Below are 25,161 nucleotides of genomic sequence, written 5' to 3' on the forward strand. Positions count from 1 at the left end.
TTTTTGTTAAAACGCCCCCGCCCGCGCGCCCGGGGCGGGCGGGGGTGGCCGCCGGGGGGGGTGAAGCCCCCCCCCAACCCCCCGGGCCCCCCGACCCGCCCGCCCCCCTTCTCATGTCACTCGCCGGGCAATCCGCTGGGTACGTCGCCGGGCGCGTTCAGCCGCTCAGCGGCTCAGCCCCGCCCCCCGTTGCCGTTCCCGTTGGTCTGTCCCTGCCACCAGCCCTCCGGGAGGGAGAACGTCGGGCTCGGGACGGTGCCGCCGTCCGCGCCGCCGGTGTTGCCGCCGCCGACCAGGCCGCCGATGAGGTTGTCACCGTTGTCCCCGTCGTTGCCGCCGTTCTGGTTGCCGTTCCCGCGGCCGTCCTCGTCCTTGTCCTTGTCCTTGTCGCCGTCAGGGATGTCGATGAAGTTGAACTTGTCGGCCGGCTTGCCCGCGAGGGCGCCGGACATGGCGGCCTTCCAGATCGGGCCGGGGACCTCACCGCCGTAGACCAGCTCGTGGTACTCGCCGCCGATCGTGATCTTCCGCATCATGACCGCCTGGGTGGCGCTGCCGACCCAGACGGCGCCGGAGAGGTTCGGCGTGTAGCCGACGAACCAGGCGTTGCGGCGCTCGTCCGTCGTACCCGTCTTACCGGCGCTCTCCCGGTCGGTGAGACCGGCCTGCCGGCCCGTGCCGGAGTCGACCACGCCGCGCAGCAGGTTGTTGATGGTGTCGGCGGTCTGCTCGGACATCGCCCGCGAGCACGTCGACTTCGGCACCTCCAGCGACTTCTGCTTGCCGCCGACCTTCTGGGTGACCGACTCGATGGCGATCGGCGTGCAGTACATGCCGCGCGAGGCGAAGGCGGCGTACGCGCCCGCCATGGTGAGCGGCGAGATACCGGTCGAACCGAGCGTCAGCGACGACGGCACCTCGGGGATCTTGTCGCCGTTGCCCTGGCGGACCTGGAGCTTGTCGGTGATGTTGACGACCGGGCACATGCCGATGTCCTCAAGCATCTGCACGAAGTACGTGTTGACCGACTTCGCCATGGCCTGCTTGAGCTTGTACGGACCGACCTCGGACTCGTCCTCGTTCTCCAGCTTGTAGTTGCTGTCGTTGACCCAGGCCTTCTCACAGCCCCGCACGGTCTGCGGATACGGCATCTCGTACGGCGCGGAGTACTCCTGCGTCGGCGGCCGACCCTCCTCCAGCGCGGCGGCCGCGAGGAACGGCTTGAACGTCGAACCGGTCGGGAAGCCGTAGTTGGAGCCGCCGTACGCCGAGTCGACCGAGTAGTTGAGCTCGGTCTCGTTCTTGCCGGAGCCGTACGGCTTCGACTGGCCCATGCCGAGGATCTTGCCGGTGCCGGGCTCGACCAGGGTGGTCGCGGCCGCGACCTTGTCCGACTTGTAGACGTGGTCCTTGAGCGAGGTCTGGACCGACTCCTGGGACTGCGGGTCGAGGGTGGTCGTGACGGTCAGACCGCCCTGGTTCCAGATCTTGGCGCGGGCCTCGCGGTTCTTGCCGAAGACCGGGTCGCTGAGGATGACCTTCTCGACGTACTTGCAGAAGAAGCTGGCGCCCTTGACCGCGGTGATGCAGCCGTTCTTGGGCTTTTTGACCTTCAGGCCCAGCGGTGTCTCCTTGGCCTTGTCGGCCTCCGCCTGGGAGATGTCGCCGAGGTCGGCCATGCGCTGCAGGACGATGTTGCGCCGCTTGGTGGCCTCGGCCTCGTCGTTGACCGGGTCGTACCGGCTGGGCGACTGGACGATACCGGCGAGGAGGGCCGCCTCCTGGACCTTGAGGTCCTTGGCGGACTTGGAGAAGTAGCGCTGGGCGGCGGCCTCGACGCCGTACGCCTGCTGGCCGAAGAACGTGATGTTCAGGTAGTTCTCAAGGATCTTCTTCTTGCCGAGCTCCTCCTCGACCTGGATCGCGTACTTCAGCTCCTTGATCTTGCGGCCGATGGTCTGCTGGGTGGCCTGCGCGACCTTCGTCGGGTCGTCGCCGGCCTCCTCCACGAAGACGTTCTTCACGTACTGCTGCGTGAGCGTGGAGGCGCCCTCGGAGACACCGCCGCTGCGCGCGTTGCGGTTGAGGGCGCGCAGGACGCCCTTCAGGTCGACCGCGCCGTGCTGGTAGAAGCGGGCGTCCTCGATCGCGACGATCGCCTGCTGCATGTACGGCGAGATGTCCTTGAGGTCGACCACCGTGCGGTCACGCGAGTAGACCGTGGCGATGGTGCCGCCCTTGGCGTCCAGGATCGTGGTGCGCTGGCTCAGCGGCGGGGTCTTCAGATTGGTCGGGAGTTCGTCGAAACTCTCCACCGATCCCTTGGCCGCGAGCCCCAGCGCGCCGACCGCCGGCAGGGCGATACCCGCCAGCACGGCTCCCGCGAGCACACTGACACCGAGGAACTTCGCGGCCTGCTGCGTTGGCGACAGACCACCGCCCGAGCGCTTCTTTGGCATGAGGGCAGCCTAAACCGTAGAGATGAGCGATCCGAGGGCCGATCGTGCGTGAGCATGGTCCGGCGCGGTGACCTGCGTCATGGGCTCGCGGGGTCACGTGAGCCGTGACCCACGTCATGGCGTAGGCCATGGCACGGCAAAGTCGGCCATCTGCCCGCCCGCGGAGCTCGCATGATGGATGCAGCCCATTCGCCGGACAGGCGCGCAGGCGTTGGCCTAAGCTGCTCTCAACTGTCACAGCAGTGCGGCCACGTATCAATACGTCCAGCGACCCCGAATCGTTTCGGATGTTGCTCACTTTTTTTGGTGGGCGCGTGTCCGAATCCGCCTTGTGTGTCATCCGGCGTCCGTTGTGACTCAACAGAACTGTCCCGGTTTGCCGGGAAGGTCACGCATGTCGCCAGCTCACTCCCCCGGGTGATCTGCCGCTTACGCATAGTCCGTTCGGGCCATTCAAGATTGGGCCCGAAGGGGGTGTTGCGCTGTGCCCACCTTCCGTAACGTCCTCAACTGGCGGCGGTGAATATGCCGCTGCCGCCGTGGGGGAGCCTCGATTCGGGAGAGGACGGCGCCGGTATGGGCTGGGTAACCGACTGGAGTGCGCAGGCGGCCTGCCGCACTACCGATCCGGATGAACTGTTCGTTCAGGGAGCAGCGCAGAACAGGGCCAAGGCGGTGTGCACCGGATGCCCGGTGCGCACGGAGTGCCTGGCCGACGCGCTCGACAACCGCGTCGAGTTCGGCGTGTGGGGAGGCATGACGGAGCGCGAGCGCCGCGCCCTGCTGCGCAGGCGGCCGACCGTCACCTCGTGGCGCCGGCTGCTGGAGACGGCACGTACGGAATACGAGCGCGGGGCGGGAATCCTGCCGCTCGACGATGACGAGGTGTACGAGAACTACGCGGCGGTGAGCTGAGGAGGCCCACGAGGTCTCCTCGCACATCTCCCTGCACACCGCGGACAGGGTCTGCCCTCGGGCGGGCCCGAGAGGACTCCCTCAGGCGTCGGCCGCGGGATCGGGCAGCTCCGGCCGATGGGCCGCGAGTCGGTTTCCGATGTCCCGCAGTCCCGTGAGGTCATGCACATCGCCGGGCAGCGCGGCCACTTCGGCCACGGCCACCTCGGGGTGGAGTGCGGTGAAGCGGTCACGCGTGCGCTGCTCGCGGGAGAGCAGCTGCATACGCTCGGAGTGCAGCCTCAACAGCCCGGCGGTGAGCTGGTCGACGGACCGCTCCACATGCGGGGCGACGGGCTGCGGCCCGTCCGTGGCCGCGGATCGTTCCATGTCCTCGGCGGCGTCCTGGGTGGCGGGGGAGCCTGCGTCAGGAGCCGGTGCCTTGGAAACCGATGCCCCGGAAGAGGCCGATTCTGAACTGCCGTACGTGTCGGGGGAGTTACGAAGTCCAGCTTTCCCGCCCTCCTGATCCACAATGCGGGGCTCTTCAAGATTTTCCGCGGCGGCGAGCGCCCGCTCGGCCGACAGCCGGTCGGCGCCGCTGCCGTGGACCCGGTTGAGCACCAGACCCGCGAGCGGCATGTCCTCGGCGGCCAGCCGCTCCACGAAGTAGGCGGCCTCCCGCAGCGCGTCCCGCTCCGGTGCCGCGACGACCAGGAACGCCGTCCCGGGCGCCTGGAGCAGCTTGTACGTCGCGTCCGCGCGGGTGCGGAAGCCGCCGAACATCGAGTCCATGGCGGCCACGAAGGTCTGAACGTCCTTCAGCAACTGCCCGCCGAGCAGCTTGCCGAGCGCCCCGGTCATCATCGACATGCCGACGTTCAGGAACTTCATCCCCGCACGCCCGCCGACCTTCGCCGGGGCCAGCAGGACGCGGATCAGCTTGCCGTCGAGGAAGGACCCGAGCCGCTTGGGCGCGTCCAGGAAGTCCAGCGCCGAGCGGGACGGCGGGGTGTCCACGACGATGAGGTCCCACTCGTCCTTGGCCCGCAGCTGGCCCAGCTTCTCCATCGCCATGTACTCCTGCGTGCCCGCGAAGCCCGCCGAGAGCGACTGGTAGAAGGGATTGCCCAGGATCGCGGCGGCCCGCTCGGGGTCCGCGTGCGCCTCGACGATCTCGTCGAAGGTGCGCTTCATGTCGAGCATCATCGCGTGCAGCTCGCCGTCACCCTCCACGCCCTTCACCCGGCGCGGAGTGTTGTCCAGCGAGTCGATGCCCATGGACTGGGCGAGTCGGCGGGCCGGGTCGATGGTCAGCACGACCACCTTGCGTCCCCGCTCGGCGGCCCGCAGCCCCAGGGCCGCCGCCGTGGTCGTCTTGCCCACCCCGCCCGAGCCGCAGCACACCACGATCCGTGTCTTCGGGTCGTCCAGCAGCGGGTCGAGGTCGAGCACGCGCGTGGGGGAGAGATGCGGGGCGTGGTGATGGGCCTGACGGGCCGCGTCGTGCGCCTGGGTCGGTTCCGGACGACTCATGACATCCCCTGCTTCCGACGTACCGCGTACGGCTCCCGACTTGTGAACGGACTCATGACAGGCCCTGTTCCCGCAGCTCGCCCGCGAGTTCGTACAGGCCCGCCAGGTCCATGCCCTCGGCCAGCAACGGCAGTTCGTGCACGGACAGCCCCAACTCGCCCAGGACCGCCCGCTGCTCGTGCTCCAGCGCGTGCCGCTCGGCGTACTCGTCGGCCTGCGCCAGCAGCGGGTCCACCAGCCGTTCCGCGTTGCCGCCGCGCCGTGCCCCGCCCAGCCCGGCCGAGGAGAGCGCCTTGGCCACGGCCGCGCGCGGGACACTGCGTACGAGTTCCAGGTCGGCGGCGTCCAACACCTCGGGACGCACCATGTTCACGATGATCCGCCCCACCGGCAGCCGCGCCGACCGCAGCTCGGCGATCCCGTCCACGGTCTCCTGGACGGGCATCTCCTCCAGCAGCGTCACCAGATGCACGGCCGTCTCCGCCGACTTCAGCACCCGCATCACGGCCTGCGCCTGATTGTGTATCGGCCCGATCCTGGCGAGGCCCGCCACCTCGTCGTTGACGTTCAGGAAGCGGGTGATGCGCCCGGTGGGCGGTGCGTCCATGACGACGTAGTCGTAGACGAACCGACCGGCCTTGTCCTTGCGCCGTACCGCCTCACAGGCCTTGCCGGTGAGGAGTACGTCACGCAGGCCCGGCGCGATGGTGGTGGCGAAGTCGATGGCGCCGAGCTTCTTCAGGGCCCGGCCGGCGCCGCCCATCTTGTAGAACATCTGGAGATAGTCCAGAAGGGCCAGTTCGGGGTCTATGGCGAGGGCGTACACCTCCCCGCCCCCTGGAGCGACGGCGATCTTCCGCTCCTCATAAGGCAGCGCCTCTGTTTCGAAGAGCTGCGCGATGCCCTGCCTGCCCTCGACCTCGACGAGAAGCGTCCGCTTCCCCTCGGTGGCGAGGGCGAGCGCGAGCGCGGCGGCGACCGTGGTCTTTCCGGTCCCGCCCTTGCCGCTGACGACCTGGAGCCTGCTCACGTCTTCGAGCCTAACCAGTCGGTGCGCCGACCACGCGGCGGCCTGTGGATAACTTGAGTACGGTCGGCCGCGTGGCGGCTTGTGGCCAACGGATAAAGTCGGCCACATGACCAAGTGGGAATACGCAACCGTGCCTCTGCTCGTCCACGCCACGAAGCAGATTCTGGACACCTGGGGCGAGGACGGCTGGGAGCTCGTCCAGGTCGTGCCCGGGCCGAACAACCCCGAGCAGCTCGTGGCCTACCTGAAGCGGGAGAGGCAGGCATGAGCGCCGTCGAGGCGAGGCTCGCCGAGCTGGGCCTGACGCTCCCGGAGGTCGTGCCTCCGCTGGCCGCGTACCAGCCGGCCGTCCAGTCCGGCGTGTACGTCTACACCGCCGGCCAGCTCCCCATGGTGGAGGGCAAGCTTCCGGTCACCGGCAAGGTGGGCGCGGAGGTCACCGCCGAGGAGGCCAAGGAACTCGCCCGTATCTGCGCCCTGAACGCCCTCGCGGCCGTGAAGTCGGTGGCGGGTGATCTGGACCGTGTCGCGCGCGTGGTGAAGGTCGTGGGGTTCGTGGCGTCGGCGTCCGACTTCACGGGACAGCCGGGTGTCATCAACGGCGCGAGCGAGCTCTTCGCGGAGGTTCTGGGCGACAAGGGCGTGCACGCGCGTAGCGCGGTGGGCGTGGCCGTGCTGCCGTTGGACGCGCCGGTCGAGGTCGAGGTCCAGGTGGAGCTGACGGGGGCGTAGGCCTCCGGCGGTGCCGCGCGGGAGCGGTGCGGTGTGGTGCGGGGGGCGATGGGGTTCTGGTCGGCCGTTGTGTGCCGTGGCCGGATCCCGCGCCCGACGGCTAGATGAGGCCGTGCTCCTCCAGGTAGTCGATCTGTGCCCGTACCGACAGTTCGGCCGCCGGCCACAGGGAGCGGTCCACGTCGGCGTAGACGTGGGCCACGACCTCGGTCGGCAGGCGGTAGCCGTCCTCGACCGCCGTCTCGACCTGGGCCAGACGGTGGGCGCGGTGGGCGAGGTAGAACTCGACGGCGCCCTGGGCGTCCTCCAGGACGGGGCCGTGGCCCGGGAGGACGGTGTGCACGCCGTCGTCGACCGTGAGGGACCTCAGGCGCCGTAGCGAGTCCAGGTAGTCGCCCAGGCGGCCGTCGGGGTGCGCCACCACCGTCGTGCCGCGGCCCAGGATCGTGTCGCCGGTCACGACGGCGCGGTCGGCCGGCAGGTGGAAGCAGAGCGAGTCGGCGGTGTGGCCGGGCGTCGGTACGACGCGCAGCTCCAGGCCGCCGACGGTGATCACGTCCCCGGGACCGAGTCCCTCGTCGCCGAGCCGTAGCGCCGGGTCGAGGGCACGCACGTGTGTGCCGGTGAGTTCGGCGAAGCGTGCGGCGCCCTCGGCGTGGTCCGGGTGGCCGTGGGTGAGCAGGGTCAGGGCGATGCGCCTGCCCGACTTCTCGGCCGTCGCGACGACGTTGCGCAGGTGCCCCTCGTCCAGTGGGCCGGGGTCGATCACGACGGCCAGGTCGGAGTCCGGCTCGGCGACGATCCAGGTGTTGGTGCCGTCCAGGGTCATCGCGGAGGGGTTGGGCGCGAGGACGTTGACGGCGCGGGGGGTGGCGGGGCCGGTGAGGACCCCGCCTCGCGGCTGGCCGGGTAGGGCTGCTGCGTCCGTCATGCGAGGGGGCCTTCCGGGGCTGGGGGCGCTTTGGGGGCGGCGGGGGCGGTGGGGGTGGTCATGCGGGGGTTCCGCCCGTCGGGATGTGCTTGGTGAACTCGTCGTGGCCCGGCCAGGAGAGCACGATCTCGCCGTCCTCCAGGCCGGCCTGTGCCAGGACGGGGGTCAGGTCGCGGTCGGGGGCGGCGGCGAGGGCCTCGGCGGCGCTGTCGTACGGCGTCAGCTGGCGCAGGGTCGCGATGGTGGGCGGCATCATCAGCAGCTCGCCCTTGTCGTACGACGCCGCGGCGTCCGTGGGGCGGATCCACACCGTGCGGTCGGCCTCCGTGGAGGCGTTGCGGGTGCGCTGTCCCTCCGGGAGGGCGGCGACGAAGAACCACGTGTCGTAGCGGCGGGGTTCGAACTCCGGGGTGATCCAGCGGGTCCAGGCGCCCAGGAGGTCGGAGCGCAGGGCCAGTCCTCGGCGGTCCAGGAACTCGGCGAACGACATGTCCCGGGCGACCAGTGCGGCGCGGTCCGTCTCCCAGTCCTCGCCCGTGGTGTCGCCCACGACGGAGTCGTCGGTGGGCCCTGCGAGCAGGACGCCTGCCTCCTCGTATGTCTCCCGGACCGCCGCGCAGACGATCGCCTGTGCCGCAGCCTCGTCGACGTTGAGGCGTTGCGCCCACCACGCGCGCGTGGGGCCCGCCCAGCGGACCGGGTGTTCGTCGCGGGGGTCCACGCCGCCGCCCGGGTAGGCGTACGCGCCGCCGGCGAATGCCATGGAGGCGCGGCGGCGCAGCATGTGCACGGTGGGGCCGGTGCGGGTGTCCCTGAGCAGCATGACGGTGGCCGCCCGCTTCGGGGCGACGGGGGTCAGGCTTCCTTCCGCGAGCGCGCGGATGCGGTCCGGCCACTCCGGTGGGTACCACTGCCCGTTTGCCATGGGCGGAGGCTATCTCCTGGTGCGCGGATGTTCGAGGGGGTGCCCTTTGCCTCCGGCGGGTGGGCGGGGGGATGCCTGCGGCGGCACGTTTCTGTCCGGTGGGGGTGCGCGTAGCGCCTGCAGGTGCGTTGTGGGTCGGGGCCGCGCCGGGGGGTGTCCGTCCTCGGTCGGGCGGTTGCTGTGCCTTAAGAGGGTGCTGTTTGTTGACGCCCGCCGCTGCGGGCGGACACCCCCCGGCACGTCCCCTTCCCGCCGTGGGCGGGTGCGGCGCCGTGCTTGTGCGCCTGGAGCGGACGCGGGGCCCCGTCTCGTGGTGAGACGGGGCCCCGCGTTGTACGGCAGTGGCTAGCGCGATCGCTTTGCCAGGCGCTCCACGTCCAGGAGGATCACCGCTCGGGCCTCCAGGCGGAGCCAGCCGCGCTGGGCGAAGTCGGCCAGGGCCTTGTTGACCGTCTCGCGGGACGCGCCGACCAGCTGGGCCAGCTCCTCCTGCGTGAGGTCGTGGACGACGTGGATGCCCTCCTCGGACTGCACGCCGAAGCGGCGGGAGAGGTCCAGGAGTGCGCGGGCCACGCGGCCGGGGACGTCCGAGAAGACCAGGTCGGACATCGCGTCGTTGGTGCGGCGCAGGCGGCGGGCCACGGCGCGCAGCAGGGCGGTGGCCACCTCGGGGCGGGCGTTCAGCCAGGGCTGGAGGTCGCCGTGGCCCAGGCCCAGCAGCTTGACCTCGGTCAGCGCGGTGGCGGTCGCCGTGCGCGGGCCCGGGTCGAAGAGGGACAGCTCGCCGATGAGCTCTCCGGGGCCGACGACGGCGAGCATGTTCTCGCGGCCGTCGGGGGATGTGCGGTGAAGCTTTACCTTGCCCTCGGTGACGACGTAGAGCCGGTCACCCGGGTCGCCCTCGTGGAACAGGGAGTCGCCACGTGCGAGGGTCACCTCACTCATGGAGGCGCGCAGTTCCGCGGACTGCTCGTCGTCGAGAGCCGCGAAGAGCGGATTGCGCCGCAGAACGTCGTCCACGAGTTCTCTCCTTGTCGACCTGCTCAGGGGATCTTGCTCCCCCACTTACCAGGGGACCGTGCTCCCCATTTTGCCGGACGGTCCAAACAGTGTGATCTGTCACAAGGATGCCGCACACGTGTCCCGAGGTAAGCGGCAGGGGTCCAATTGGGGGCCGATCTTCAGGGTCCGGGGCGGATGTCGGTGTCGGGCTTTAGGCTGGCCGGGTGTCCAAATCGCCGGTGAGAGCACAGGCCAAGGGGGCTGGGCGGGTGGCTGTACGTCGCGATTCCGCTGTGGGCGAACAGGACCCTGGTGGCGGAAGGAAAACGGCAAAAGTGGCGAAAAACGCGCCGGGCGAAGTGGTGACCGGTGGCGGGAAAGCGGCCGTGAAGAAGGCTGCGACCGCCAGGAAGGCCACGCCTGTGAAGAAGGCGGCGGTGAAGAAGGCCGCGAAGGGGACGGCCGCGGCTAAAGCGGCTGTGGAGAATGCGGCCGCCGGGAAGAAGGCCGCGCCCGTCAAGAAGAAGGCCGAGTCCCGTACCGCCCTCGTGCGTCGTGCGCGGCGTATTAACCGTGAGCTCGCCGAGGTCTATCCCTACGCCCATCCCGAGCTGGACTTCGACAACTCCTTTCAGCTCGTGGTGGCCACGGTGCTGTCCGCCCAGACCACCGACCTGCGCGTGAACCAGACGACCCCCGCGCTCTTCGCCAAGTACCCGACACCCGAGGACCTGGCCGCCGCCAACCCTGAGGAGGTCGAGGAGATCCTGCGGCCCTGCGGGTTCTTCCGGGCCAAGACCAAGTCGGTGATGGGGCTGTCCAAGGCGCTCGTGGAGAACCACGGCGGTGAGGTTCCGGGGCGGCTCGAAGAGCTGGTGAAGCTGCCGGGGGTGGGGCGTAAGACGGCCTTCGTCGTGCTCGGCAATGCCTTCGGGCGGCCCGGCATCACCGTGGACACGCACTTCCAGCGGCTGGTGCGGCGCTGGGAGTGGACCGAGCAGACGGATCCGGACAAGATCGAGGCCGAGATCGGGACGCTGTTTCCGAAGAGCGACTGGACGGATCTGTCGCACCATGTGATCTGGCACGGCCGGCGCATCTGCCACGCCCGCAAGCCGGCGTGCGGCGCCTGCCCCATAGCGCCCCTCTGCCCGGCGTACGGCGAGGGCGAGACCGACCCCGAGAAGGCCAAGAAGCTGCTGAAGTACGAGAAGGGCGGCTTCCCGGGGCAGCGGCTCAGGCCGCCGCAGGCCTATCTGGACGCGGGCGGCAAACCGGCTCCGCCGCTGGGGGCCGGATGACGGGGCGCAGTGGGCGGGTCGAGGCGTCGGCGTGCCCTCGCTTCACCGGGGCGGAACGATCTCGGTGCCGTCAGGCGTTGGACTCGGCAGGGCGATAGGGGTGGCGATGACGCGGGCGAGTGAGACGCAGGACGGGCCGGTGGTGGTCAGCAAGGACGGGCTGCCGGGCTGGCTGGCTCCCGTGGTGCGGGTCGTGGAGACCGTGGAGCCGGTGCAGCTGAGCCGTTTTCTGCCGCCGGAGAACGGCGCGGGGCGTCAGTCGGCCGTACTGATTCTCTTCGGTGAGGGTGAGCGGGGGCCTGAGCTGCTGCTCATGGAGCGGGCCAGTTCGCTGCGGTCGCATGCCGGACAGCCGTCCTTCCCCGGCGGTGCCCTCGACCCCGAGGACGGTGACCCGCAGGCCGACGGGCCGTTGCGGGCCGCTCTCCGCGAGGCCGAGGAGGAGACCGGACTCGATCCCGCAGGGGTCCAGCTCTTCGGTGTGCTGCCGAAGTTGTACATCCCGGTGAGCGGCTTCGTCGTCTCGCCCGTGCTGGGCTGGTGGCGCGAGCCGAGCCCGGTCGATGTCGTCGATCCGAACGAAACGGCCCGCGTGTTCACCGTCCCCGTGGCGGATCTCACGAATCCGGACAACCGAGCCACGACCGTCCACCCCAGCGGCCACCGAGGCCCGGCATTTCTGGTCGAATCGGCCCTGGTGTGGGGTTTCACGGCCGGAATCATCGACCGTCTGCTGCACTTCTCCGGCTGGGAGCAGCCCTGGGACCGGGGGAAGCAGGTCCCGCTGGACTGGCGGTCATGACAGGGTGTCTGCCGTGCTGTGTTTTCCCGGCGGCCACTGCGCCCGCATGCCGCTGCGCGGCGGGCCGGCCCCCGGGCTGACCGGGCGTGATCGGAAAGTGAAGAGGCGGAGCCTGAAGCAGTGAACGTGCTGGACATCCTGTTGCTGGTCGCCGCCGTGTGGTTCGCGATCGTGGGTTACCGCCAGGGCTTCGTCGTCGGCATCCTGTCGGTGATCGGCTTCCTCGGCGGCGGCCTCGTGGCCGTATACCTGCTCCCGGTCATCTGGGACGCGCTCACCGACAACGCCGAGGTGAGCACGACCGCCGCCGTCGTCGCGGTCGTCGTCGTCATCGTCTGCGCCTCCGTCGGCCAGGCCCTGACCACCCACCTCGGCAACAAACTGCGCCGGTACATCACCTGGTCCCCGGCCCGCGCCCTGGACGCGACCGGCGGCGCCCTCGTCAACGTCGTGGCGATGCTCCTCGTCGCCTGGCTGATCGGCTCCGCCCTCGCGGGGACGACGCTGCCGACGCTCGGCAAAGAGGTCCGTAACTCCAAGGTGTTGCTCGGCGTCGCGCGGGCGCTGCCCGACCAGGCGGACACCTGGTTCGCGGACTTCTCCTCCGTGCTGGCGCAGAACGGCTTCCCCCAGGTCTTCAGCCCGTTCTCGAACGAGCCGATCAACGATGTCCAGCCGCCCGACCCGGCGCTGGCGAACAGTCCGGTGGCGACCCGCGCCCAGCGCTCCATCGTCAAGGTCATGGGCACGGCGACGAGTTGCGGCAAGGTCCTGGAGGGCACCGGCTTCGTCTTCGCCGGCCGCCGTGTCATGACCAACGCGCATGTCGTCGGAGGCGTCGACGAACCCACCGTCCAGATAGGCGGTGAGGGCAGGAAGTACGACGCGACGGTCGTCCTCTACGACTGGGAGCGCGACATCGCCGTACTCGACGTACCGGACATGCGGGCGCCCGCGCTGCAGTTCACGGCCAACGACGCCGAGAGCGGCGACAGCGCGATCATCGCGGGCTTCCCGGAGAACGGGTCGTACGACGTGCGCGCCGCACGCGTGCGTGGACGCCTGCCGGCCAACGGGCCGGACATCTACCACCGCGGCACCGTGCGCCGTGACGTCTACTCGCTGTACGCGACGGTCCGCCAGGGCAACTCCGGCGGCCCGCTGCTGACGCCCGACGGCAAGGTGTACGGCGTGGTCTTCGCCAAGTCCCTCGACGACGCCAAGACCGGCTACGCGCTCACCGTTGACGAGATCCAGCAGGACATCGCCAAGGGCCGTACCGCCAACCAGCAGGTGGACAGCGACAGCTGCGCGCTGTAGGCCGGCCGCGTCGAGGTCAGCCGCGCGGGTGGCGCAGGCGTACCGAGACCCAGCGGGCCCGGCGGCGCAGAATGCGCGGAATGCCCACCCGAAGGTCGGAACCCGGCATCTGCGGGGCGCTGCCTCGCTGGTGGGAGCTCAGGCCAGTGGCCGAGCGGCGGTTGCGTGCTGCGTCACTGTAGTCGTGCGTCCAGCCCATACCCCGACGTCTGCCCCTGCCCCAAGGTCGATAACCGCCCTCAGGGCGCCCAATTGGCCTATGCGCCGGGCAATTGGCTGTTCGTAGGACAGGTGTTCAGTTCCGGATACCGGGCGCATCGGCGCGGTCACCGATCGGGTTCGGGGTCTTTCAGCCAGTTGATCAGTTCGGTCGAGAAAGCGGCCGGATCCTCCTCGTGCGGGAAGTGGCCGAGACCGTCGAACAGCCGCCAGCGGTACGGCGCTTCGACGTACTCGCCCGAACCGGCGGCGCTGCGAGTGCGCATGACGGGGTCGAGCGAGCCGTGCAGATGCAGCGTCGGGACGCGCACCGGCCGCTTCATCCGGCGGTTGAACTGGATGCCGTCGGGGCGGGCCAGCGAGCGCACCATCCAGCGGTACGGCTCGATCGAACAGTGCGCCGTCGACGGGATGCAGATCGCGCGGCGGTACATCTCCACCGCGTCGTCGTCCGGCAGGCGCGGGCCCGACCAGTCCCGGATCAGCCGGCCCACGAGCGCCCCGTCGTCGGCCGTCAGCTGCCGCTCGGGAATCCAGGGCCGCTGAAACCCCCAGATGTAGGAACTCGCGTTCGTCTGCTTGACGTCCGAGAGCATCGCCGAGCGCCAGCGCCGGGGGTGCGGCATGGAGGAGACCGCGAGCCGGCGGACCAGCTTGGGGCGCATCACGGCCGCCGTCCACGCCAGATATCCGCCGAGGTCGTGGCCGACCAGCGCGGCGTCGGGCTCGCCGAGCGAGCGGACCACGCCGGTGATGTCGAGCGCGAGGTTGGCCGGGTCGTAACCGCGCGGCGTACGGTCGCTGCCGCCGACCCCCCTCAGGTCCATCGCGACGGCCCGGAAGCCCGCGTCGGCGAGGGCGACTAGCTGGTGCCGCCAGGCCCACCAGAACTGCGGGAAGCCGTGCAGCAGCAGGACCAGCGGGCCGTCGCCCATCTCCGCGATATGGAAGCGCGCACCATTGGCGGCCACGTCCCTGTGTGTCCAGGGACCGTCCAGTCGTACGACCGAGGCAGGTTGCGCCGAAGGGGTGGCGGGATCCGTCATGACGACGAGCGTGCCACAGCCTCGATGGCCGCGGGCGCCCGGTCCTGCAGCTCCGGCTGTGCGGCCGGACGCGGGTGCGGCTTGGCATTCTGCAGGACGCCCGCCGTCTCCTTCATCGAGGCGGCGACCTTCTGCGGGCCCTTGCTCTTCTTGGCCTTCTTGGCGAAGGCGACGCCGATCAGGGCGAGGACGACGGCGACGAGGACGTTCGCCGCGAAGGACAGGAGGAAGCAGATCGCGAGGTTCCAGTCGCTCCAGGTCCGAATGCCGTACGCGAGGGCGAAGTTCAGCATCGGCAGCGAGAACACCAGCACGGCGCCCGCCGCGGTGAACGCGCCGCCGCTTGTCGCACCGCGCTTGACGTCCTGCTTGAGCTGCGCCTTCGCCAGTGCGATCTCGTCATGCACCAGCGCCGACATCTCGGTCGTCGCCGAGGCGAACAGCTGGCCGATGCTGCGTTCGGCGCCGACCGGGCTGCCGTCGGGTGCGCTCATCGCGGTCTCCCTCGTCGTGTACGGATCCGTCTTCTGCCTGACTGCGTACGGTTCCGTCTTTTGTACCGTCCCGTCAGATCATGCCCGACGCTGCTCCTCGTCGCCTGCCCCGCCCGCCACTTCGGCAAGCGCGTGGCGTGCGGCGGCCTTCTCCTCGGCGATACGGCGGTGCTCGGCGGCCTTGCGCTCGTAGATCGCGGCCAGCCGCAGGTGGTACTCCGGCATGTCCTGCTCGTAGATGTCCGGAATGCCGTCCGCGTCCTCGTCGCGCTCCTCGTCGTCGACCATCCTGCGGTACTTGGCGTTACGTATCTTCAGCAGCACCGTCGCCAGGGTCGCCGCGGCGAGGGAGCCCATGAGCACGGCCGCCTTGACCTCGTCGGTCAGCGTGGCGTCGCCCGCGAAGGCGAGCTCGCCGATGAGCAGTGAGACGGTGAAGCCGATACCGGCGAGTGTGGCCACCGCGAACACGTCGGCCCACTCCAGGTCATCACTGAGCGAGGCCCTGGTGAAACGTGCCGTCAGCCAGGTGCCGCCGAAGATGCCGAGCGTCTTGCCGACGACCAGTCCGAGGACGACGCCCAGCGTCTCCGGCTGGGTGAACACATCGCCGAGCGCGCCCCCGGAGATGGCCACACCTGCGCTGAACAGCGCGAACAGCGGGACGGCGAGCCCCGCCGACAGGGGGCGTACGAGGTGCTCGATGTGCTCGCCGGGGGAGTGCGGCTCGTCCTCGCGGCGCGTGCAGCGCAGCATGAGCCCCATCGCCACGCCCGCGATGGTGGCGTGGACGCCGCTGTTGTACATCAGCCCCCAGATCACGAGGGCGAGCGGCACGTACACGTACCACCCGTGTACGCCCTTCCTCAGCAGCAGCCAGAACACCATCAGGCCGACGACGGCGCCGCCGAGCGCGGCGAAGTCGATCTGCTCGGTGAAGAAGATCGCGATGATCAGGATCGCGAACAGGTCGTCCACGACGGCGAGCGTGAGCAGGAAGGCGCGCAGGGCGCTGGGCAGCGAGGTACCGATGACGGCGAGCACGGCCAGTGCGAAGGCGATGTCCGTGGCGGTCGGGACCGCCCAGCCGGCCGACGATCCGCCCCCGGTGACATTGGTCAGCGTGTAGACCAGCGCGGGCACCGCCATGCCGCACAACGCGGCGACGACCGGCAGCGCGGCGGCCTTGGGGTCCTTGAGATCGCCGGCGACGAGCTCGCGCTTGAGCTCGATCCCGGCGACGAAGAAGAAGATCGCGAGGAGTCCGTCGGCGGCCCAGTGCTCGACGGACAGGTTCAGCCCGAGGGCCTCGGGGCCGAGGTGGAAGTGGCCGACGGTCTCGTAACTGTCGTGCAGCGCGGGTACGTTCGCCCAGATCAGCGCGGTGATCGCGGCGAGCAGCAGCAGGACACCGCCGACGGTCTCGGTGCGCAGCGCGTCCGCGACGAAGGTCCGCTCGGGAAGGGACAGCCGTCCGAGAACCTTGCGGACGGGGGCGGTGGTGCTGGGCGCGGGCACGGGGGAGACCTCCGGTCGGTGGGCAGGGCGGAACACATGCCGACCAGACTTCCCGGCGCACCTGAGGACAAATTGTTTTCCTTAGCCTACCTAAGGGTGCGCGGGAGTGCATCCGCCGATTTCCACCGTACGTACCCGAAGGGCACCAGGCGCGCTCGTCGCCGGGTGCCCTTGAGGTATGTCCGGTACTCAGTCCTCGCTCGGCGCCGCCGGGAGCTTGGCCTGGATGAGGTCCATGACCGTGGAGTCGGTCAGCGTCGTCACATCACCGAGCTGGCGGTTCTCGGCGACGTCCCGCAGCAGTCGGCGCATGATCTTGCCGGAGCGGGTCTTCGGCAGCTCGGCCACCGGCAGGACTCGCTTCGGCTTGGCGATCGGGCCGAGGGTGGAGCCGACGTGGCCTCGCAGGTCGGCGATGAGGTTCTCGTCCTCGGCGTTGGCCGTGCCGCGCAGGATCACGAAGGCGACGATCGCCTGCCCGGTCGTCTCGTCGGCGGCACCGACGACGGCCGCCTCGGCCACGGACGGGTGGGAGACCAGGGCGGACTCGACCTCGGTGGTGGAGATGTTGTGGCCCGACACCAGCATCACGTCGTCCACGCGCCCGAGGAGCCAGATGTCCCCGTCGTCGTCCTTCTTCGCCCCGTCACCGGCGAAGTACTTGCCCTCGAAGCGCGACCAGTACGTGTCGAGGAACCGCTGGTCGTCGCCCCAGATGGTGCGCAGCATCGAGGGCCACGGCTCGGTGAGGACCAGGTAGCCGCCACCGCCGTCGGGCACCTCGTTCGCCTCGTCGTCGACGACGGTCGCGGCGATGCCGGGCAGCGGGGTCTGCGCGGAACCGGGCTTGGTCTCGGTGACGCCCGGCAGCGGCGAGATCATCATCGCGCCGGTCTCGGTCTGCCACCAGGTGTCCACGATCGGCGTCCGGTCGGCACCGATGTGCTTGCGGTACCAGATCCACGCCTCGGGGTTGATCGGCTCACCGACCGAGCCCAGGACCCGCAGGGAGGACAGGTCGAACTTCGCGGGGATGTCGTCGCCCCACTTCATGAACGTACGGATCGCCGTCGGCGCCGTGTACAGGATCGTCACCCCGTACTTCTGCACGATCTCCCAGAAGCGGCCCTGGTGCGGGGTGTCCGGGGTGCCCTCGTACATCACCTGCGTCGCGCCGTTGGCCAGCGGCCCGTACACGATGTACGAGTGCCCGGTGACCCAGCCGACGTCGGCGGTGCACCAGTACACGTCCGTCTCCGGCTTGAGGTCGAAGACCGCGTGGTGGGTGTAGGACGCCTGGGTGAGGTAGCCGCCGGAGGTGTGCAGGATGCCCTTCGGCTTACCCGTCGTACCGGACGTGTAGAGGATGAAGAGCGGCTGCTCGGCGTTGAACGCCTCGGGCGTGTGGTCGGCGGACTGCCGCTCGACGATCTCGTGCCACCACACGTCACGGCTGTCGTCCCAGGCGACGTCCTGTCCGGTACGGCGGACCACGAGGACGTGCTCGACGTTGTCGACCTTGGCGATCGCCTCGTCCACGGCCGGCTTGAGCGCGGACGGCTTGCCGCGCCGGTAGCCGCCGTCGGAGGTGATGACGACCTTGGCGTCCGCGTCCTGGATACGGGTGGCCAGGGCGTCGGCCGAGAACCCGCCGAAGACGACGGAGTGCGCGGCGCCGATCCGGGCGCAGGCCAGCATCGCGATCGCTGTCTCCGGGATCATCGGCATGTAGACGGCGACCCGGTCGCCCTTCTGCACCCCGAGCTCCAGCAGCGCGTTGGCCGCCTTGGAGACCTCGTCCTTGAGCTCGGCGTAGGTGACCGCGCGGCTGTCGCCGGGCTCGCCCTCGAAGTGGATGGCGACCCGGTCGCCGTGCCCGGCCTCGACATGCCGGTCCACGCAGTTGTACGCGACATTGAGCTCGCCGTCCTTGAACCACTTCGCGAACGGCGGGTTCGACCAGTCCAGCGTCTCCGTCGGCTCCTTGGCCCAGGTCAGCCGACGGGCCTGCTCGGCCCAGAAGCCGAGCCTGTCAGCCTTGGCCTGTTCATACGCCTCCGCCGTGACGTTGGCATCGGCGGCCAGGTCGGCGGGGGGTGCGAACCTGCGCTCTTCCTTCAGCAGGTTGGCCAGGCTTTCGTTGCTCACGACATCTCCCTTTCCCAGGGTGTCCGTTGTGTCCCAGGCCACAGCTCATCAGACCCGGGGGCCCGATGACAAGGGTCGACGGAAAATTGGTTTAGACCTGTCGGCGGGGGCGGATCCGGAGCCGCGTCCGGCGCCGGGGTCATCCGTTCCCACGGACGCCGGACGGACCCGGTTCAGGTCTGTAATCCCTTTCACATTTCATCCGAGCGCAGGTGAAACGCCACGCCGAGGGAAACGCGGCGCTGGGCGAAATGCGGGCGCCGGGGAGGGGCGGCGCCAGGGAGACACCGGCGGAAGGGGAGAGGCGGCGCCAGGGAGGCGCCGCCCCGTCTCAGACCGACAGGTTGGCCACTCCCACGTCGTCGAAGACCTCGTCTCCGTCCCCCTCGGTGAGCAGGTACGACTGTGCCTCGCCCACGTGGAAGTACATCCCGTGCAGTTCCAGCACCCCCGCCCGCAGGGCCCGGGCCACCGATTCATGGGCGCGCAGATGCTCCAACTGCTGGACCACGTTGGTCAGACAGAGCTGCTCGACCGTGTCGGCCGGCGCCCGCCCGGCGAGGCGGGCCCAGGGCCGGTTCTCGTCGGACATCCGCTCCAGGCTGGGCTGCCCGTGCCGCAGCCACCGCCGGAGCGGGGTCCGCGGGCCGCCGGGCTCGGAGGTGAGCAGCGCCTGCATGGCCCCGCACCCGGAGTGCCCGCACACAGTGATCGACCGGACCTCCAGCACGTCCACCGCGTACTCGATGGCCGCCGCCACCGAGTCGTCCCCGCTCTCCTGGCCGGGCTGGGGGCACCTCCCAACGGCAGCTGGGGGAGGAACGAGGTTGCCCACGTTGCGCACCACGAACAGGTCGCCGGGACCACTGGAAGTGATCATGGACGTGACCACCCGTGAGTCCGCGCAGGTGAGAAACAGCTGGGACGGCTGCTGCCCCTCACGCGCCAGCCGTGCCAGCTCGCCCCGCACCAAGGGTGCGGTGTTGCGCTGGAACGCGCTGATGCCACGGGCCAGTTGATGCGCGCTCGGCCGGCTGGCGTCGGCAGCGCCGGACGGGTCGACTCTGCCTTCGCCGGGACGACCGGAGCCGGAGCCGCTGAGCCCTTCGGCGTCGCTGGACCCGCTGACAGCACTGCTGGGTCCGGACCCGTCGTCGTCCGCGTCGAGCTCGATCGTGGTGCCGGATGCGTCGGTGGCGCGAGGCGTGCCGGACCGATCGGTGTCTCCGGTGTCGGGCGTCTGCGCTTCCCCGGGATGCCCCGAGCGCCCGTTGCGCCCGTTGCGTTCGTCGCGTCCGTCGCGGGAGGTGAGGGACTCCGGGATCTCGCACTGGTGGTTGCGCCAGGGCGTCCAGGGGTGGCACCGGCAGTCGGCCGACTCGGCCGTGACCTTTCCGGCGTCGAGATGGAGGCCGATCGGCGTGGTGGGTTCACCGATCCGGACTCCGGCTCTGCGGCCGACCAGCTCCACGGCGCCGCCGCGCGCGGTGTGTGTGTTCTGCCAGTCCTGCAGTGACTCGTACGCCGCGTGGTCCATGAACGACCCGTCCAACTCCACGACGACTCGGGCGCCTTGGGGTACGAGATGCAGGGCCCGGCTGAGCCGTGGCACCGCGAGGAACGTCAGCTGCCCTCGTACATGTACGTGATGGACTCCTTCCTTCTCGTCATGCGTGATCCGGGTGCGGGTGAGGCGGTGCAGTGCGACGGCGACGGCCATGGCGATTCCGAGTGCCACGCCCTCCAGGACGCCGAAGACCACCACGCCGAGGGTGGTGACGGCGTACACCAGCACTTCTCGGTGGCGGGTCACCGTGCGGATGTGGTGCAGGGACACCATCTGGATGCCGACGGCCATCACCAGGGCGGCGAGCGAGGCGAGCGGGATGAGCTCCAGGATCGGGACCATCAGCAGCGCGGCGACTACTACGAGAACGCCGTGCAGCATCGTGGAGTTCCGGCTGACGGCGCCGGATTGCACGTTCGCCGAACTCCGTACGGCCACGCCGGCGACGGGCAGCCCGCCGAGGGTTCCGGAGACGATGTTGGCGGCGCCCTGCCCGAGCAGCTCGCGGTCCAGGTGCGAGCGCCCGACGCGGGCGGGCAGCCCGGGACGCGAGGCCACCATCTTGTCCACGGCGACCGCGCCGAGCAGCGACTGCACGCTGCACACCAGGGTGGTGGTCAGCACGGCGGCGATCAGGCCCAGTACCGGGCCTTCCGGCAGTCCGGCCAGGGCATGGCTGCGCCAGGACGGCAGGTCCACCCTGGGCAGGGTCAGGCCCGCGAGCGAGGCGGCCGAGGTGGCGCCCGTGACGGCGACGAGTGCGGCCGGCACCTTGTGCAGCAGACGTCCGGCCCGGCCGGGGATCCGTGGCCAGAGCAGCAGCAGGGCCAGGGTCAGCGCGCTCACCGAGATGGTGGCGGGCCGCAGCTCGGCCAACTGCGCGGGCAGTGCCCGGAGGTTGTCGAGGACGGAGCTCTGCGGGGTGCCGCCGACGACGATGTGCAGCTGGGCGACGGCGATGGTGACGCCGATGCCGGCGAGCATGCCGTGCACGATGGCGGGGCTCACGGCGAGCGCGCCGCGCGCCACACGCAGGGAGCCCAGGCCGAGTTGGGCGAGTCCGGCGAGGACGGTGACGGCGCAGGTCGTCCGCCAGCCGTACTGATGGATGAGGTCGGCGGTGACCACGGTGAGGCCTGCGGCGGGGCCGCTGACCTGGAGTGGGGAGCCGCCGAGCCAGCCGGCGACGAGGCCTCCGACGGCGGCGGCGACGAGGCCGGCCTGGAGGGGCGCGCCGGTGGCGAGGGCGATACCGAGGGACAGCGGGAGTGCGATCAGGAAGACCGCGATCGAGGCCGACAGATCGGCGCCCGCGATACGAGGGCGGCGGGGCCGGGGCGGCGGTGGGCTGTGGGGTTCGTGGGTGTGCTCCGCTCGACTCGGGTCGTCGGCGCGGGTGGGTACGCAGGCGGACATGTTTCCCGTCTCCTCCGGGGCAGCGCGGTCGCGGATCTGGTGGTCCCCCGCTCTGGCGAGGGGTCGGGTCGCGGCCGTGTGGTCACGGCATGCAGCGGCGGGATGCATCAACAGTCAGTAAACGGATCGTAATGCAGAGTAAAGGGCTGGAATAGATTTTACGAGCAAATGGACTAATGAATCCCTCTAAAGGGTGATGCAACTAATTAGTCGGCTTGTCGTACTAATTCCTTCTCGGTCCCATGCGATCTTGGCGGCGCCGTCGGCTCCCGAGAGAAGGAAGAAGGTGGACGGAACATGGCCGCCACCCGCAGGACCGCCGCCCCCAGCAGGATCGCCGCGACGTGCAGGCTCGTCGGGGCGCACAGGATCGCGGCGGGTACCGCGATCGCCGCGGTCTGCGCCGCATCCCTCGCCGGCTGCACGTCCGGCACCGACACGACCAGGCAGGGGCTGCCCGGACCCGGACCGCAGAAGGCGAAGCCGGCGGCGCCCGGCCCGCCCAAGCGCGTGGTCCGACTGATCGGGGACGGCTCCACCGCGTACACCGGGGCCCAGCCGCATCTGTCCAGACCCGAGCGGCTGAAGCCCGGTCAGAAGCCGCCGCAGTTCGTGGTGTTCTCGTGGGACGGCGCCGGTGAGGACAGCCAGAAGCTGTTCTCCCACTTCCGTGCGGTCGCCAAGGCGAACAACGCGACGATGACGTACTTCCTCAGCGGCGTGTACATGCTGCCGGACGGCAAGCGGGACCTGTACCGCCCGCCACAGCACTCCCCGGGCCGCTCCGACATCGGCTTCAACGACGAGGCGGGCATCGCCGCCACCGCGAAGCAGCTGCGGCTGGCCTGGCTGGATGGCAACGAGATCGGAACCCACTTCAACGGCCACTTCTGCGGCAAGGGCGGCGGCGTCGGCGAATGGTCGGTGGCGGACTGGAAGGACGAGATCGTCCAGGCGAAGCGGTTCGTGAAGTCCTGGAAGACCACCACCGGCCTGAAGGCGGCACCCCTGCCCTTCGACTACGACAAGGAGCTCATCGGCGCCCGCACGCCCTGTCTGGAGGGGCAGAAGAACTTCGTCACGGCCGCCCATGAGATGGGCTTCCGCTATGACTCCAGCGGTGTCAACAACCAGGTCTGGCCTGCGAAGAAGGGAGGCCTGTGGGATCTGTCGATGCAGCTCGTGCCGTTCCCCGGGCACTCCTACGAGCAGCTCACCATGGACTACAACTTCATGGTCAACCAGTCGGGCACCACCAGCCAGGGCGACCCCGCCAAGCACGACTTCTGGGGCGACCAGATGCGGGACGGCCTCCTCATGGGCTTCCACCGCGCCTACCTGGGCAACCGTGCGCCCCTGATCATCGGCAACCACTTCGAGTCCTGGAACGGCGGCACCTATATGCGCGCCGTCGAGGAGGTCGTCGAGGCCGTCTGCAACAAGCCCGACGTGCGCTGCGTCTCTTTCCGGCAGCTCGCCGACTGGCTCGACGCCCAGGACCCGGCAACCCTGAAGAAGCTGCGCACGCTGGGCGTCGGCGAGGCCCCGAAGCAGGGCTGGGCGTCCTTCCTGTCGGGACACCCGGCCCCGGCCCCGAAGGGGGCGCCCGGGGCACCGGCGGTCAAGCGGTAGCAGTCAGGCGGGAATTGTCGTCGGTGCCGGCGATGAGACTCTCGCCCAGTACGAACCCGGGGTCGATCTGTGCGGCCAGGTCGGCCCCGATGCGTTCGTTCGCCCAGGACTGGGCGTTCTTCAGGTGGAAGTGCACCATCTGGCGGGTGTAGCGCTCCCAGTCCCGCAGCTCGTACGTGGCGTCCGCGGCCGTGTGCAGTCGGCGCAGGGCGAGGTGGTTGGCGTCCTCCAGGAGCTCGAACCGGGGCGGGCGGCCCTTCTCCATGGCGCGCACCCAGTTCGAGTGCCCGACGGTCACCAGCAGGTCGTCCCCGACCTCGGCGCGGAGGAAGTCGAGGTCGTCCTGACCCTGCACCTTGTTGCCGACGACCTTCAGGACGACGCCGAAGTCGCGGGCGTACTCCTTGTACTGGCGATAGACGGAGACTCCCTTCAGGGTCGGCTCGGCGACGAGGAACGTGATGTCGAAGCGGGTGAACATGCCGGAGGCGAAGGAGTCCGAGCCCGCCGTCATGTCGACCACGACGTACTCGTCTGGGCCGTCCACCAGGTGGTTCAGGAACAGCTCCACCGCCCCCGTCTTGGAGTGGTAGCAGGCGACCCCCAGATCGGAGTCCGTGAAGGGGCCGGTGACCATCAAACGGACGGCGCCGCCGTCGAGTTCCACCGGCCGGGCACAGGCGTCGTACACCGGATTGGGGTCGCACACCCGCAGCAGCCGCGAACCCTCGCCGGGCGGCGTCGTCTTGATCATCGTCCGGGCCGAGGTGATCCGCGGATTGGAGCCGCGCAGATAGTCCTTGATCAGCGACAGCTGCTCGCCCATCGCGGGCATCGCGGCGGTCTCCGTCTCGTCGAGCCCGAGCGCGGCTCCCAGGTGCTGATTGATGTCGGCGTCGACGGCGACGACCGGCGCGCCTGCCGCGGCGAGCCGGCGGATGAACAGGGAGGACAGGGTCGTCTTGCCGCTGCCGCCCTTGCCCACGAAAGCAATTTTCATGTTCACGAAGGGTAGTGCCGCGATAGCTGTATGTGGCAGCCGTACGTGAAGTAGGCCACTCGATCGAGGGGTGCGAGTCATCGAACAGGGTGAAGTCCGAGGGGACGGTGGCCGGGCGGAGGGCGGCGGCGGCCGTGGGACGGGTGGGCGCGTAATGTCGTACTCATGAGTACGACAGGCGCGACCGCCGATCCGCTCGCAGCCCTCGGGTCGCTGCCGGGTGTGCCCGAGTCCGTGGAGTCCGTGCGCAAGGCCGTGGACCGGGTGTACGGCCACCGGATCATGCGGCGTCGCAGCAACGAGATCACCTCCGAGGCGGCCCTGCGCGGCGCCCGCGGTACCGCGGCGTTGTCGGGCGCCGACTGGGCACTCGAAGAGGTCCGCCGGCGTACCGACTTCAGCGGTGACGACGAGGCGCGCGTCGTGGGTGCGGCCCTGCGGCTGACCGCCGAGGCGGGCCAACTGCTGTCCATCTGGCGGCAGTCGCCGCTTCGGGTGCTGGCCCGGTTGCACCTGGTGGCGGCGGCGAGCAACGACGACACGGTCGGGCGCCCGCGCCAGGAGGGCGAGCCGGTCGACGAGCCGCTGGTCGAGCTGCCGCCGCCGAGCGCGGCGGAGGTGCACGGCCGTCTGGAGGGGCTGTCCGAGCTGATCATCGCCGGAGGTTCGGCGCCCGCCCTGGTGACGGCCGCCGTCGTGCACGGTGAGCTTCTCGCACTGCGCCCCTTCACCTCCCGCAACGGCCTGGTCGCGCGCGCGGCCGAGCGCATCGTCCTCGTCGGCAGCGGCCTGGACCCGAAGTCCGTCTGCCCCGCCGAGGTCGGCCACGCCGAACTGGGCCGCGCGGCCTATCTGGCGGCGCTCGACGGTTATGTCTCCGGCACGCCGGAGGGCATGGCGGCCTGGATCGCCCACTGTGGCAAGGCGATCGAGCTCGGTGCGCGTGAATCGACGGCGGTGTGCGAGGCGCTGCAGCGCGGGGCGGCGTGACGCACGCGTGTGTGTGGGGCGCCGCAAGGCACGCGTGCGTGGGGGCGCCGTGAGGTCGCTTGAAAGTCGTAAGGCGTGAAAAAAGAGCCCCCGGGCGGGGGCTCACATAAGTTGCGGGGGGGGGGGGTGGGGTTGACCCCCCCGGGCTGTGTGGCGGGGTGCCAAACGCAGCGAGAGGTTTTGCAACCAGGAGGGGGTG

The 25,161-nt window shown here is 70.0% G+C and carries 21 protein-coding genes; 8 read left to right on the forward strand and 13 right to left on the reverse strand.

All coding sequences use genetic code 11. The features are described 5' to 3' along the window. Window positions 1–173: 173 nt before the first annotated feature. Window positions 174–2,459, reverse strand: coding sequence for a transglycosylase domain-containing protein (locus ACFWYS_RS45025; protein ID WP_384782568.1), 2,286 nt, complete (start codon window positions 2,457–2,459; stop codon window positions 174–176). A 576-nt stretch (window positions 2,460–3,035) separates the two neighbouring features. Here ACFWYS_RS45025 and wblA point away from each other — a divergent pair. Then, the gene (gene wblA, locus ACFWYS_RS45030; RefSeq protein WP_067033339.1) at window positions 3,036–3,374 is read left to right on the forward strand and encodes a transcriptional regulator WblA; all 339 of its coding nucleotides are present in this window, start codon (window positions 3,036–3,038) and stop codon (window positions 3,372–3,374) included. 81 nt (window positions 3,375–3,455) lie between these two features. Here the strand turns inward: wblA and ACFWYS_RS45035 are convergent, their stop codons facing one another. Continuing rightward, entirely contained in the window at window positions 3,456–4,889 is a 1,434-nt protein-coding gene (locus ACFWYS_RS45035) for an ArsA family ATPase (protein WP_384782570.1), read from the reverse strand. A 52-nt stretch (window positions 4,890–4,941) separates the two neighbouring features. Continuing rightward, a complete protein-coding gene (locus tag ACFWYS_RS45040) occupies window positions 4,942–5,919 on the reverse strand; it encodes an ArsA-related P-loop ATPase (RefSeq protein WP_384782572.1) in 978 nt (325 codons plus the stop codon). A 106-nt stretch (window positions 5,920–6,025) separates the two neighbouring features. On the opposite strand from ACFWYS_RS45040, the gene ACFWYS_RS45045 reads away from it, so the two are divergent. Further along, window positions 6,026–6,187 (forward strand): DUF4177 domain-containing protein, encoded by a 162-nt coding sequence (locus tag ACFWYS_RS45045; RefSeq protein WP_010986011.1) that lies wholly within the window; start codon window positions 6,026–6,028, stop codon window positions 6,185–6,187. Next, window positions 6,184–6,651 (forward strand): RidA family protein, encoded by a 468-nt coding sequence (locus tag ACFWYS_RS45050; RefSeq protein ID WP_272120786.1) that lies wholly within the window; start codon window positions 6,184–6,186, stop codon window positions 6,649–6,651. Before ACFWYS_RS45045 ends, ACFWYS_RS45050 begins: the two co-directional genes overlap by 4 nt. A gap of 100 nt (window positions 6,652–6,751) precedes the next feature. Here the strand turns inward: ACFWYS_RS45050 and ACFWYS_RS45055 are convergent, their stop codons facing one another. The 3 genes from ACFWYS_RS45055 to ACFWYS_RS45065 form a co-directional block, all read right to left on the reverse strand. Beyond that, window positions 6,752–7,582 (reverse strand): MBL fold metallo-hydrolase, encoded by an 831-nt coding sequence (locus tag ACFWYS_RS45055; protein ID WP_384782575.1) that lies wholly within the window; start codon window positions 7,580–7,582, stop codon window positions 6,752–6,754. Between the two features lie 58 nt (window positions 7,583–7,640). Then, window positions 7,641–8,507: an NUDIX hydrolase gene (locus ACFWYS_RS45060; protein ID WP_384782577.1), complete on the reverse strand. Its 867-nt coding sequence runs from the start codon at window positions 8,505–8,507 to the stop codon at window positions 7,641–7,643. A 345-nt stretch (window positions 8,508–8,852) separates the two neighbouring features. After that, on the reverse strand, window positions 8,853–9,527 hold the full coding sequence (locus tag ACFWYS_RS45065) for a Crp/Fnr family transcriptional regulator (RefSeq protein ID WP_015658871.1): 675 nt from the start codon (window positions 9,525–9,527) through the stop codon (window positions 8,853–8,855). A gap of 317 nt (window positions 9,528–9,844) precedes the next feature. Here ACFWYS_RS45065 and nth point away from each other — a divergent pair, with 317 nt between their 5' ends. The 3 genes from nth (at window position 9,845) to ACFWYS_RS45080 (ending at window position 12,932) form a co-directional block, all read left to right on the forward strand. Further along, on the forward strand, window positions 9,845–10,810 hold the full coding sequence (gene nth / locus ACFWYS_RS45070; RefSeq protein ID WP_384782580.1) for an endonuclease III: 966 nt from the start codon (window positions 9,845–9,847) through the stop codon (window positions 10,808–10,810). Window positions 10,811–10,916: 106 nt separating this feature from the next. Then, on the forward strand, window positions 10,917–11,612 hold the full coding sequence (locus tag ACFWYS_RS45075) for an NUDIX hydrolase (protein ID WP_384782582.1): 696 nt from the start codon (window positions 10,917–10,919) through the stop codon (window positions 11,610–11,612). A 120-nt stretch (window positions 11,613–11,732) separates the two neighbouring features. Further along, window positions 11,733–12,932 (forward strand): MarP family serine protease, encoded by a 1,200-nt coding sequence (locus ACFWYS_RS45080; protein WP_384782584.1) that lies wholly within the window; start codon window positions 11,733–11,735, stop codon window positions 12,930–12,932. A 16-nt stretch (window positions 12,933–12,948) separates the two neighbouring features. On the opposite strand, the gene ACFWYS_RS45085 is transcribed toward ACFWYS_RS45080, so the two are convergent. The 6 genes from ACFWYS_RS45085 to ACFWYS_RS45110 form a co-directional block, all read right to left on the reverse strand. After that, a complete protein-coding gene (locus tag ACFWYS_RS45085) occupies window positions 12,949–13,131 on the reverse strand; it encodes a hypothetical protein (protein ID WP_384782586.1) in 183 nt (60 codons plus the stop codon). Window positions 13,132–13,258: 127 nt separating this feature from the next. Then, complete coding sequence (locus tag ACFWYS_RS45090; protein ID WP_384782588.1) at window positions 13,259–14,197, reverse strand: alpha/beta fold hydrolase; 939 nt, start codon at window positions 14,195–14,197, stop codon at window positions 13,259–13,261. Continuing rightward, a complete protein-coding gene (locus tag ACFWYS_RS45095; RefSeq protein WP_384782590.1) occupies window positions 14,194–14,691 on the reverse strand; it encodes a phage holin family protein in 498 nt (165 codons plus the stop codon). The genes ACFWYS_RS45090 and ACFWYS_RS45095 overlap by 4 nt, the downstream gene beginning before the upstream one ends. Before the next feature lie 78 nt (window positions 14,692–14,769). After that, window positions 14,770–16,209, reverse strand: coding sequence for a Na+/H+ antiporter NhaA (nhaA, locus tag ACFWYS_RS45100; RefSeq protein WP_384782592.1), 1,440 nt, complete (start codon window positions 16,207–16,209; stop codon window positions 14,770–14,772). A 189-nt stretch (window positions 16,210–16,398) separates the two neighbouring features. Next, window positions 16,399–18,399: an acetate--CoA ligase gene (gene acs / locus ACFWYS_RS45105; RefSeq protein ID WP_384782594.1), complete on the reverse strand. Its 2,001-nt coding sequence runs from the start codon at window positions 18,397–18,399 to the stop codon at window positions 16,399–16,401. A gap of 289 nt (window positions 18,400–18,688) precedes the next feature. Continuing rightward, entirely contained in the window at window positions 18,689–21,340 is a 2,652-nt protein-coding gene (locus ACFWYS_RS45110) for a bifunctional SulP family inorganic anion transporter/carbonic anhydrase (protein ID WP_384782596.1), read from the reverse strand. A gap of 297 nt (window positions 21,341–21,637) precedes the next feature. Here ACFWYS_RS45110 and ACFWYS_RS45115 point away from each other — a divergent pair, with 297 nt between their 5' ends. After that, window positions 21,638–22,972, forward strand: coding sequence for a hypothetical protein (locus ACFWYS_RS45115; protein ID WP_384782598.1), 1,335 nt, complete (start codon window positions 21,638–21,640; stop codon window positions 22,970–22,972). Here the strand turns inward: ACFWYS_RS45115 and ACFWYS_RS45120 are convergent. Next, window positions 22,962–23,972, reverse strand: a complete 1,011-nt coding sequence (locus tag ACFWYS_RS45120) for an ATP-binding protein (RefSeq protein WP_384782600.1) — start codon at window positions 23,970–23,972, stop codon at window positions 22,962–22,964. The two genes, ACFWYS_RS45115 and ACFWYS_RS45120, sit on opposite strands and share 11 nt — an antisense overlap. Window positions 23,973–24,137: 165 nt before the next feature. On the opposite strand from ACFWYS_RS45120, the gene ACFWYS_RS45125 reads away from it, so the two are divergent. Then, a complete protein-coding gene (locus ACFWYS_RS45125) occupies window positions 24,138–24,962 on the forward strand; it encodes an oxidoreductase (RefSeq protein ID WP_384782602.1) in 825 nt (274 codons plus the stop codon). The last annotated feature ends 199 nt before the right edge of the window (window positions 24,963–25,161 follow it).

The sequence above is a fragment of the Streptomyces sp. NPDC059010 genome (assembly GCF_042740355.1).
In the GTDB taxonomy this organism is placed as follows: domain Bacteria; phylum Actinomycetota; class Actinomycetes; order Streptomycetales; family Streptomycetaceae; genus Streptomyces.